The organism is Sporosarcina koreensis (genome assembly GCF_001531445.1).
GTDB lineage: Bacteria > Bacillota > Bacilli > Bacillales_A > Planococcaceae > Sporosarcina > Sporosarcina koreensis_C.
The window spans coordinates 1-10,750 of the sequence record NZ_LQYA01000066.1 but is presented as its reverse complement, the minus strand read 5'-3'; the positions used below and the strand labels follow the sequence as shown (position 1 = coordinate 10,750).

The 10,750-nt window shown below is 48.6% G+C and carries 9 protein-coding genes; all 9 read right to left on the bottom strand.

Annotated elements, in window-relative coordinates:
- The coding region (locus tag AWV70_RS10530) for an S-layer homology domain-containing protein (protein ID WP_235588623.1) at positions 1 to 848 on the bottom strand (848 nt) is incomplete at its 3' end.
- A gap of 248 nt (positions 849 to 1,096) precedes the next feature.
- Entirely contained in the window at positions 1,097 to 1,681 is a 585-nt protein-coding gene (leuD, locus tag AWV70_RS10520) for a 3-isopropylmalate dehydratase small subunit (protein WP_060206848.1), read from the bottom strand.
- A 22-nt stretch (positions 1,682 to 1,703) separates the two neighbouring features.
- Positions 1,704 to 3,113 carry a 3-isopropylmalate dehydratase large subunit gene (gene leuC, locus AWV70_RS10515; protein WP_060206846.1) on the bottom strand — a complete coding sequence of 470 codons (1,410 nt, stop codon included), beginning with the start codon at positions 3,111 to 3,113 and terminating at the stop codon, positions 1,704 to 1,706.
- A 164-nt stretch (positions 3,114 to 3,277) separates the two neighbouring features.
- Positions 3,278 to 4,378 carry a 3-isopropylmalate dehydrogenase gene (gene leuB, locus AWV70_RS10510; RefSeq protein ID WP_060206844.1) on the bottom strand — a complete coding sequence of 367 codons (1,101 nt, stop codon included), beginning with the start codon at positions 4,376 to 4,378 and terminating at the stop codon, positions 3,278 to 3,280.
- Between the two features lie 405 nt (positions 4,379 to 4,783).
- The gene (locus AWV70_RS10505) at positions 4,784 to 6,328 is read right to left on the bottom strand and encodes a 2-isopropylmalate synthase (protein WP_060206842.1); all 1,545 of its coding nucleotides are present in this window, start codon (positions 6,326 to 6,328) and stop codon (positions 4,784 to 4,786) included.
- Positions 6,315 to 7,349, bottom strand: coding sequence for a ketol-acid reductoisomerase (gene ilvC, locus AWV70_RS10500; protein WP_060206840.1), 1,035 nt, complete (start codon positions 7,347 to 7,349; stop codon positions 6,315 to 6,317). The genes AWV70_RS10505 and ilvC overlap by 14 nt, the downstream gene beginning before the upstream one ends.
- Before the next feature lie 32 nt (positions 7,350 to 7,381).
- Complete coding sequence (ilvN, locus tag AWV70_RS10495) at positions 7,382 to 7,897, bottom strand: acetolactate synthase small subunit (protein WP_060206838.1); 516 nt, start codon at positions 7,895 to 7,897, stop codon at positions 7,382 to 7,384.
- Positions 7,894 to 9,654 (bottom strand): acetolactate synthase large subunit, encoded by a 1,761-nt coding sequence (gene ilvB / locus AWV70_RS10490; RefSeq protein ID WP_414714829.1) that lies wholly within the window; start codon positions 9,652 to 9,654, stop codon positions 7,894 to 7,896. Before ilvB ends, ilvN begins: the two co-directional genes overlap by 4 nt.
- A 340-nt stretch (positions 9,655 to 9,994) precedes the next feature.
- On the bottom strand, positions 9,995 to 10,750 hold a 756-nt coding region (locus AWV70_RS10485; RefSeq protein WP_201024352.1), incomplete at its 5' end, for a dihydroxy-acid dehydratase.

The window sequence follows — 10,750 nt, the reverse complement described above, 5'->3', positions numbered from 1 at the left end:
CCGCCGACCGTATATGTATAAAGCGTATCTGTAGAGTGGGCATGCTTCCTTGTTTTTTCACCCGCAAACTGCAAATAATAATTGGAACGCAGATACGTTTTCTTTGTGCTGGAAATCGGCACTTCCACAAAATTCTGTTCGTGACGGATTGTTTCATAGTTTCCAAGCGTCGGTGGTTTATTGAAGACGATTTCTTGGCTCTCTTCAATTTTCCCAGTCTTCACCATCGCACGATGAAGGAAAACGACATACGTTGCACGATTGACCGCAGTTTTCGGATCGAACGTGCCATCTTCCTTTCCGGTTGTAATTTCATGCTGTGCCAGGATTTTCACGCCTTCACGATGCGATTCGCTGATCCGGTTTTCATCATTGAAATGGATGTCTTCGCCCGTATCTTCCAAGCCGAAAGCACGTACGATGACTGTCGCCATTTGTTCACGTGTCAATGAATCCGCGACACCGAAAGTGCCATCCTCTTTTCCAAGGAAGATTCCAGCTTTGTACGTCGACATCGCACCTTTTAAATGGGAGGACTTACTACTGACGTCCTTGAAAATAGGTTCATAGGGAGCTTCCGGTAATTGAAGCGCGCTTGAAAGGAGATTCGCCGCCTGTCCGCGCGACACTTCAAGCGCCGGTCTGAACTGCTTGTCCGGGTACCCATTGATGACTCCCATGTCGACAAGCTGCGTCACTTCATTTTTAGCCCAAAACTCATTATGTATATCGGAAAAGTTCTGGTCGATCGTTATGGTATTCGCATCTGTCGGACTGCATCCGAACAATACAAGTGCTAAGGATAGCACGCTCGCCAATACGACTGTCATCATTCTATTCTTCGTCACTGATTTTTCACCCTCCTGCTTCAGGCTGTTCTAAAATCTTATCATAACACAAAATTCGACACAAAAACCCCCTAGTTATTGGGAGGTTTGTAGCATTTGAATCGTCATGCGAGTTAAATGCTTCCTGGAGAAACGAGAAGTTGACCGCGAAGAATGAGAACTCTTTCAGAGGTAACGGGAAGTTTATCACTTTGAACGAGAACTTCATAAAAAAATCCACCTCCCGTAGTTAGAAGGTGGATCTGTAATTAAGCATGCTGTTTTTCATATGCAGCAATATGCTTTTCATATTGGAATGTCAATGAAATTTCGTCCCATCCATTCAAAAGCATTTGCTTATAATATGGGTCGATCTCAAATGAGTACGTTTTCCCCTCTTCGCCTTTTACCGTCTGCTCTTCAAGATTGACTTCCAATGCATGCGGAGCTGATTGGCCTTTGGATAAAAGCTCTTCGATTTCCTCAACGCGGAGACGGATCGGCAAGATGCCGTTCTTGAAGCAGTTATTATGGAATATATCCGCAAAAGACGGGGCGATGACGACTTCGAATCCGTAGTCAAGAATCGCCCATGGCGCATGCTCCCGGGAGGAACCGCAGCCGAAATTATCGTGTGCGACAAGTATTTTCGAGTCCTTAAAACGGTCGTCATTCAAGACGAATTCTTTGTTTTCCGTGCCGTCCGCCTGGAAACGCCAATGGTAGAAAAGGTATTTACCGAAGCCGGTCCGTTCGATCCGCTTCAGGAACTCCTTCGATATGATTTGGTCTGTATCTATATTCTTTCGATTGAGCGGTGTCATGACGCTGCGCACTTCATTGATCGGTTTCATGGAATCATCCTTTCTTTCTCTTTTACACGTGCGCCAAGCGTACCTCGCGCACATCTGTGAAATGTCCGGAGATTGCTGCGGCCGCTGCCATTGCAGGGCTCATCAGATGGGTACGGGAGCCTGCCCCTTGCCTACCCTCGAAGTTCCGGTTCGATGTCGATGCGCATCTTTCACCAGCTGGAACGACGTCATCGTTCATCGCAAGACACATACTGCAGCCCGATTCGCGCCATTCGAATCCAGCTTCTAGGAATACGCTATCCAGACCTTCCTCTTCCGCCTGCCTTTTCACAGTGCGTGAACCAGGAACGACGATTGCAGTCACATTCGGATGAACTTTTTGACCTGCAATCACTTCAGCTGCAGCCCGCAAATCGCTCAAGCGGGCGTTCGTACAGGACCCGATAAAGACGTGCTGAATTTCGATTGAAGTGAGTGGGGTCCCCTCTTCTAGCCCCATATATGCGAGCGCTTTTTTCAACGCTTCCTTATCAGATTGATTCTCAAAATCATCAGCTGACGGGACTCGGGCGCTTATGCCCGAACCCATCGAAGGATTCGTGCCCCAAGTGATAAACGGTTCGATTTCATCTGCATTAATTTCCAGGACTGTATCGTATTCTGCCCCTTCATCTGTTGCCAAAGAGAGCCATTGCTCTGCGGCCTGTTCAAATGCTTCACCTGCTGGAACATGGCGACGGCCTCTCAAGTACTCAATCGTCGTCTCATCGGGGCTGATTAAACCGGCTTTTGCCCCCGCTTCAATGGACATATTGCAAATCGTCATCCGTTCCTCCATCGTCATGGAACGGATCGCTTCGCCTGTATATTCCGCGATATGCCCCGTTCCGACATCGATGCCGAATTTCGAGATGATTGCAAGGATGACGTCTTTTGCAGTGACACCGAAGCCAAGCTTTCCATTAATTCGTATTTCCATCGTCTTCGGTTTTGATTGCCAAAGCGTCTGTGTCGATAGGACATGCTCGACCTCACTCGTTCCGATTCCGAATGCGATGGCGCCAAATGCACCGTGTGTCGATGTATGGCTATCACCGCAAACGATCGTTTTCCCGGGCTGCGTCAACCCAAGTTCAGGCCCAATAATATGGACGATTCCCTGATCGGGATGCTCCATATCGGCGAGCTCGATGCCGAACTCCTCGCAGTTTTTCTCCAGCGTCGTAATCTGTTTTTTTGCAATTGGATCGTTGATGGTCGGCAGATTCCGGGTCGGGACGTTATGATCCATCGTCGCGAAGCAGAGGTCGGGGCGTCGTACTTTTCGCCCCGCCAGCCGCAGACCTTCAAACGCTTGGGGAGAAGTCACTTCATGCAATAAATGAAGGTCGATATATAAAAGGTCCGGCTTCCCCTGTTCTTCGTATACAATATGTTGCTCCCAAATTTTCTCAATAATCGTTTTAGCCATTCGAGCTTCTCCTTTCTAAATCAATTACACCTCGGCGTAATTGCGTCCAGATTTATCGAGCTTGAGGCCTACAGGAAGTAGGTCATGCAACCGTTGCCACAGGACGTGGCATACTTCGGTTGCCTTCCCCTTAACTTAATTCAGCGGTTTTTTGCTGAATTAAATTAAACGTAGGAAAACATGATGCTATTCGAGACAAACTGCAAATCCAGCTCACCGATCACTTTATCAGTCCATTCCATTGTCGATAGGGCGCGATCTGATTCTCCAGAGAGGTCCGCTGTAAAATGACCATCCTCGAATACCGTATCGACCGCTTTTTCGATAGCCGCCGCTTCCGTTTCCATTCCGAATGAATAACGCAGCATCATCGCTGCAGATAAAATGGCTGCTGCAGGGTTCGCGATACCCATGCCCGCAACATCAGGCGCTGAGCCATGGACAGGTTCATAAAGACCGAATCCATCTGAGCGAACACTTGCGGATGGCAGTAAGCCGAGCGATCCGGTAATGACGGATGCCTCGTCGCTTAAAATGTCTCCGAACATATTTTCAGTGACGACAACATCAAAGGATTTTGGGTTCGTAATCAGTTTCATGGCCGCCGAGTCGACAAGCTGATGCTCGACTTCGACATCCGGATAGCCTTTCCGCTTCTCTTCGACGACTTCGCGCCAAAGCTTGCTCGACTCCAAGACGTTTGCTTTGTCGACGGATGTGACCTTGCCTCGCCTCAATCGCGCAAGCTCGAAGGCCTTTTCAACGATGCGTTCGATTTCTTCACGAGTATAGACTAGCGTATCGACTGCGGATGTTTCTGACTTGCGGCTCGGTTGCCCGAAGTAGATGCCGCCCGTCAATTCACGGACGATCATCATATCGACTTCCTGAACAATTTCCTCCTTGAGAGGAGAAGCTTGGAGCAAGGAAGGGACAGCCTTTACCGGCCTAAGGTTCGCAAATAAATCAAAATGCTTCCTGATGGCGAGCAAGCCTTTTTCAGGACGCAACTCCGAAGGGTTCCGATCCCATTTAGGACCGCCGACTGCCCCTAAAAGCACTGCATCACTTGATTCACAGAGTTCTATTGTCTCCTTCGGAAGCGGGTTATTGAACGAATCGATCGCTGCCCCTCCGATTGAACCGTAATTGAAATGGAATGTGTGGTTGAATCGTCTTGCAACCACTTCAAGAACACGTACAGCCGCCGACGTCACTTCTGGTCCAATTCCATCGCCCTGTAATACAGCTACTCTTTTTTCCATTGAACTTCTCCTCCTTGTTGTCATTCCCGTTTGCATAATCTTCAGATACAGAACTATATAATTAGCTTCTAATCGGGATTTCCGCTTCAGGCGGACGCTTTCCGTGGGCGTCGCTTCAGCCTCCTCACTTCGCTATCGCTACGTTCCGGGGTCTTCTGCTGACGCTTTTCCCACAGGAGTCGCCGCCTTCCACTTCAATCCCTTCAAATAACAATTATTATTAAATTTCTATCAATATAGAAACGCATAAATGCTGCGAAAAGCGCATAAATTTGTTTATTCACGCATAAATCCGTAAATACCCGCATAAACCGCGAAATTCACGCATAAAACTTTTTATCCGCGCATAATCTGTGATATACGCATAAATCCTGTTTTTCACGCATAAAGCATTTGCCCAAACCATCATTGACTAACCGTTTCCATCACTTTCACTTGGTCTTTAACTAATTTCCTATTAATAGCGTTCAAGTAGGCTTTGGCGGATGCTTCCAAAACATCTTGTGAAATGTCGCGGCCTGTGAAGGATTCGCCATTGAAGCGCAAGTTGACGACTGCCTCCCCTAAAGCATCGCGGCCTTTGCCGATAGACGTGACGCGGTAATCCAGAATGTTGACATGCCCTTTTACGAGCAGCTCGAGCGCATTGAAAATCGCTTCGACTGAACCTGCACCGGTTGTGGCGACGACAACGTTTTCCCCGGAAGGGACATTCGCTGCAATGGTCGCTGTCGGGACATTGGAAGTGCCGTATTGCACTTGCACATTCGTCAGTTCATAAATGTCTGCATCGGCGTGTGCGATCTGCTTGCCTGTAAAGAGGACGAATAAATCATCTTCTGTAATTTCCTTTTTGCGGTCGGCGAGCTTCTTGAACTCGATAAATGCTTCATTCAATTGTGCTTCGCTTAGCTCAAAGCCCATCGATATAGCTCGGTCCTTGAATGCATGGCGTCCTGAATGCTTGCCGAGTGCCAACGGAGCTGTCGTTTCACCGATCAGTTCCGGCGTGATGATTTCATAAGTCTCACGGTTTTTCAACATGCCATCCTGGTGGATGCCCGATTCATGTGCGAAGGCGTTCTTTCCGACGACTGCCTTGTTTGGCTGGATGACGACGCCCGTCAACTGGCTGACTAATTGGCTTGTGCGCTTGATTTCTTGAAGATTGATGCCCGTTTCAAATTCATAAACATCCTTGCGAATATGGAGGGCGACTGCGATTTCTTCCAGCGCTGCATTTCCAGCCCGTTCACCGATCCCGTTAATCGTGCCTTCGACTTGATCGGCACCATTTTCAATCGCCGCGATGGAGTTTGCGACAGCCATTCCTAAATCGTTATGGCAATGTGCAGATAGTTTCACTCGCTCAATGCCCGTCACATTCTCCTTCAAGAATTTGAATAGAGCACCGTATTCTTGCGGCGTTGCATAACCGACCGTGTCAGGAATATTGATTGTCGTAGCACCGGCTTTGATCACTTGATTGATAATCCGGACGAGGAATGCAGGGTCGGAACGGAATGCGTCTTCTGCTGACCATTGAACGAGAGGAAAGAATTTTTTTGCGTATTTTACGGCTTCAACCGCAATGTCTACAACTTGGTCAGGCGTCTTCATCAATTTATGTTCCATATGGATCGGTGAAGTTGCCAAGAATACGTGTAGATGTGGTTGCTGTCCGCCTTTCAATGCTTCCCATGAAGTATCGATATCGCTTTTCATAGCACGGGCAAGCCCGGTTACTGTTGAGTTCTTCACTGTATTCGCTATGCGTTGAACCGCTTCGAAATCACCAGGTGAGGAAGCAGGAAACCCTGCTTCGATCACCGTAGCGCCAAACCGTTCCAGTTGGCGGGCAATTTCCATCTTTTCTGCCGTATTTAGGTTGATGCCGGCCGATTGTTCACCATCGCGAAGTGTCGTATCAAAGATGTCAATTTGTCGCACTGCCCACCACTTCCTCCTGTTTTGTTTTCTTGCCTTGATTTACGAATGGCATCATCGCACGAAGCTTTTCGCCAACGACTTCGATTTGGTGCTTCGCTTCAGATTCCTTATAAGCATTGTAGTCCGGACGGTTGTTCTCGTTTTCTGCAATCCAGCCCTCTGCGAATTTGCCTTCTTGGATATCCGTCAAAATGTCTTTCATGCGTGCTTTCGTGTCCGCATCAACGACGCGCGGTCCTGATACGTAGTCGCCCCATTCAGCAGTGTCGGAAATCGAGTAGCGCATTCCGGACATGCCGCCTTCGTACATGAGGTCGACGATCAGTTTCAATTCATGCATCGTTTCGAAATAAGCAAGTTCTGGCTGGTAACCCGCTTCCACCAACGTCTCGAAGCCGGCTTTAACGAGAGAAGTCAACCCGCCGCAAAGTACTGCCTGCTCACCGAATAGGTCCGTCTCTGTTTCTTCTTTGAATGAAGTTTCAAGTACGCCTGCACGTGCTGCGCCGATCCCTTTTGCGTAGGCAAGTGCTACATCTTTCGCTTGGCCGGAAACGTCTTGGAATACCGCGAACAATGCCGGTACGCCAGCGCCTGCTTCATATGTTCTGCGAACGAGGTGTCCAGGGCCTTTCGGTGCTACTAGGAATACATCGACGTCTGCAGGTGGCTTGATTTGTCCGAAGTGCACGTTGAATCCGTGTGCGAATACGAGTGATTTGCCTGCTTTCAATGCGGGTTGGATCTCTTCGTCATACACTTGCTTTTGTCTTTCGTCCGGAAGAAGGATCATGATGATGTCCGCCTGTTCTGCCGCCTCGGCTACTGTTTTCACTTCAAGGCCGTCTTCTTTCGCTTGATCAAATGAATTTCCTGGGCGTACGCCGACGACTACGTTGAATCCTGAGTCTTTCAAGTTTTGTGCGTGCGCGTGACCTTGTGAGCCGTAACCGACTACCGCGATTGTTTTTCCTTGTAAAAGTCCTTCATTGATATCCTGGTTGTAATACATTTTAGCCATTGTTAGTTCCTCCTCGAATTTGGGTTTTTATATTATTTTAAAATGGATAACTGTGGTGAGTTCACCTTCTGGATTTCACGGGTGAATGCCGTCGCTCCAGTCCTTGCCAATTCTTTTATGCCATAAGGTTTAACGAGATCGATGAATGCCTCGATCTTTTCGGGGGCGCCGGTCACTTGGTATGTGACGACGTTTTTTCCCGAGTCGATGACCGTTGCGCGGAATGGTTCAACGATGCTGTTGATTTCACTGCGCGCATGCGGTGGAGAGACGACTTTCACAAGTGCCAGTTCTCGCATGACAATCGCTTTTTCAGTAATGTCATTCACTTTAATGACGTCAATCTGCTTTTGTAACTGCTTGACAAGCTGTTCGATTTTCCGTTCATCCTCCACATGGACGATGAATGTCATTTTCGACATGCCCGGCTGTTCGGAATGTCCGACTGTGATACTTTCGATATTGAATTGCCGTTTCATAAGCAATCCCGTCACTCGGTTCAATACGCCGCTTTGATTGATGACCGTGATTGTGATGACCCTTTTCATTTGCTCTTCACCCCGATCATATCTTGTAGTCCTTTTCCAGGTGCCACCATCGGATAGACGTTTTCCAGCATCTTCACCCTGCAATCAATGAGCACAGGTTCATCCGACAGAAGGGCTTCCCGGAAAATCTGTTCAGCATCCTCCTTTTTCGTAATGCGATACCCTTTCAAGTCATACGCTTCCGCAAGCTTTACGAAATCCGGCTGGACCGGAATCAATGACTGTGAGTAGCGTTCATCGTAAAATGTCTCCTGCCATTGCCGCACCATTCCGAGCGCTCCATTGTTCAAGATGACGACTTTTACCGGAATCCTCATTTCCTGTAAGAGGGATAGCTCCTGAGCTGTCATTTGGAAGCCTCCGTCGCCAACTATTGCGATGACCCTTTCATTTGGCTTCGCGATTTGGGCACCGATTGCAGCGGGGAAGCCGAAGCCCATTGTTCCGAGTCCCCCCGATGTTACCCAATGATCGGGATTGTTCAGCGAATAATATTGAGCCGCCCACATTTGATGCTGTCCGACGTCCGTCGTAACGATTGCATCTCCTTCCGTAATGCGGTGAATCATCTGGATTGCTTCTTGCGGCAGTACTTCGTGCTCGTCGGTGTTGTACCATAACGGCGCTTCTTCCTGTAAATCTTTCAAATATCCGAACCATTCTTCGGTATCCGGCGCTTGGAATTCCTGGTTGAGCAATGCTTTCAACGCTTCCTTAGAGTCCGCTACAATCGGAATGTCAGTCGGAACGTTCTTTCCGATTTCTGCAGGGTCAATGTCAATATGGATGATTTTTGCATGCGGTGCGAACGATTCAAGATTGCCTGTCAGCCTGTCATCGAATCGGGCCCCGATATTGATCAGCACGTCGCATTCGCTAATTGCCATGTTCGCCGTGTACGTTCCGTGCATGCCTGCCATGCCAAGGAAGTATTCATGGTCTCCTGCAATCCCGCCGAGTCCGAGCAATGTGTTCGTAACTGGGATCCGTTTCGTTTCCACCAATGTTTTCAATTCTTCCATCGCCTGACCGTGCAACACACCTGCACCCGCCAGGATGAGCGGCTTCCGTGCGAATCGGATCGCTTCGGCCGCCTTTTGTATTTGCAAGTAATTCGGAGTGGTCGTCGGCTGGTAGCCCGGCAGATACACCTCAGCATTACGCTCCTCCTCCGTGACGAAGATTTCTGTTGCCACGTTTTTCGGAATGTCGACGACAACTGGGCCTCGTCTGCCTGTTGAAGCGATATGGAATGCTTCTTTGATGATCCTTGGGAGGTCCGCAACGTCTTGCACCTGGTAATTATGCTTCGTGATCGGCTGCGTAATGCCGATCACATCGGCCTCTTGGAATGCATCCGTCCCGATGACTGTGCTTGCCACCTGACCTGTAAAGACGACGAGTGGCAATGAATCCATCATCGCATCCGTAATTCCAGTCACCAGATTCGTCGCACCTGGACCCGATGTCGCAATGACAACGCCCGGTTTGCCGGATACTCGCGCATAGCCTTCCGCCGCGTGGATAGCTCCCTGTTCATGACGGGCAAGCACATGGGGAATCGGATCCTTGTATAATGCGTCGTAAATCGGTAAGACAGCACCTCCAGGGTAACCGAAAATGACTTCGACACCTTGGTCTTTCAACCCTTGAATCAAGACTGCAGAACCATCCATAGGTTGATTATTCTGTTTTTTATCTTTAGATTCTAGTGCCATTTCCATGACTGCCTGCTTCGTTTGAACTTCCGCACTCATATACGAACTCCTCCTTACTTTTCTATTTGGTTATTTTATTTAAAAAGAAAAAGCCTTTTCTCCCCACACAAAGAAATCCTGTTCTTCGTATAAGGGATGAAAAAGCTTTTCATGGTACCACCCTTGTTCGCGACATTTGCCGCCTCGTGAACGGTCGTCAAAGAAAGACCATTCGCTGATAACGAGCTTGTTTTTCCACAAGCCCGGGATTGCCTACTAAGTTTCCTTTTCAGCACTCCACTCCGAGGTGATATCGCGGATAGTTGCATTGCCGGCTTCCAGCACGACCGGCTCTCTGTGAATGCAAGGATCTATCCCCTTTTGCCTCATCATTGATTTGTTATATTTTCATGACGCCGCCTGTACTTGCAGACGTGACAAGTTTTGAATATCTGGCCAAATAGCCTTTTTTGATTTTCGGTTCAAATGGCTGCAGCTTCGATCTGCGTTCCGCCAATACTTCGTTTGAAACTTTCAGCTCGATCGTCCGGTTCGTCAAATCGATATCGATCATATCTCCATCTTCGACCAACGCGATCGGACCGCCTTCAGCCGCTTCCGGTGAAATATGGCCGATGGATATCCCTCGGGATGCCCCGGAGAATCGTCCATCTGTAATGAGTGCCACTTTCGTTCCTAAGCCTCTTCCTTGGATGGCTGACGTAGGAGCAAGCATTTCCGGCATGCCCGGCCCGCCTTTCGGACCTTCGTATCGGATGACGACGACATGCCCTTCACGAACTGTGCCGTTGTCGATATTATCCTGCGCAGCTTCCTGTGATTCAAAGACAATCGCTTCACCTGTGAACTGCTTGATCGAAGGATCGACCGCTCCGACTTTGATGACTCCGCCGTCAGGTGCGATATTTCCGAATAGGACGGACAAGCCACCTACCGGACTGTATGGATTGTCTTTTGTCCGGATCACTTGATCATTTAGTATCTGATAGTCCTGAACATCTTCGCCGATTGTCTTTCCGGTAATCGTAATGCGATCGGGATGGATGGCTCCAGGTATTTTTGTAAGTTCATTGATGATAGAACTGACTCCGCCTGCTTTGAAAATATCATCCATGGAAATATCGTATGCCGTCTT

Excerpts from the sequence above, each read along its gene's own strand:
- ilvC (WP_060206840.1), bottom strand. The coding sequence starts at position 7,349 with ATGGCTAAAATGTATTACAACCAGGATATCAATGAAGGACTTTTACAA.
- leuB (WP_060206844.1), bottom strand. The coding sequence starts at position 4,378 with ATGGAAAAAAGAGTAGCTGTATTACAGGGCGATGGAATTGGACCAGAA.
- leuD (WP_060206848.1), bottom strand. The coding sequence starts at position 1,681 with ATGAAACCGATCAATGAAGTGCGCAGCGTCATGACACCGCTCAATCGA.
- ilvN (WP_060206838.1), bottom strand. The coding sequence starts at position 7,897 with ATGAAAAGGGTCATCACAATCACGGTCATCAATCAAAGCGGCGTATTG.
- leuC (WP_060206846.1), bottom strand. The coding sequence starts at position 3,113 with ATGGCTAAAACGATTATTGAGAAAATTTGGGAGCAACATATTGTATAC.
- ilvB (WP_414714829.1), bottom strand. The coding sequence starts at position 9,654 with ATGAGTGCGGAAGTTCAAACGAAGCAGGCAGTCATGGAAATGGCACTA.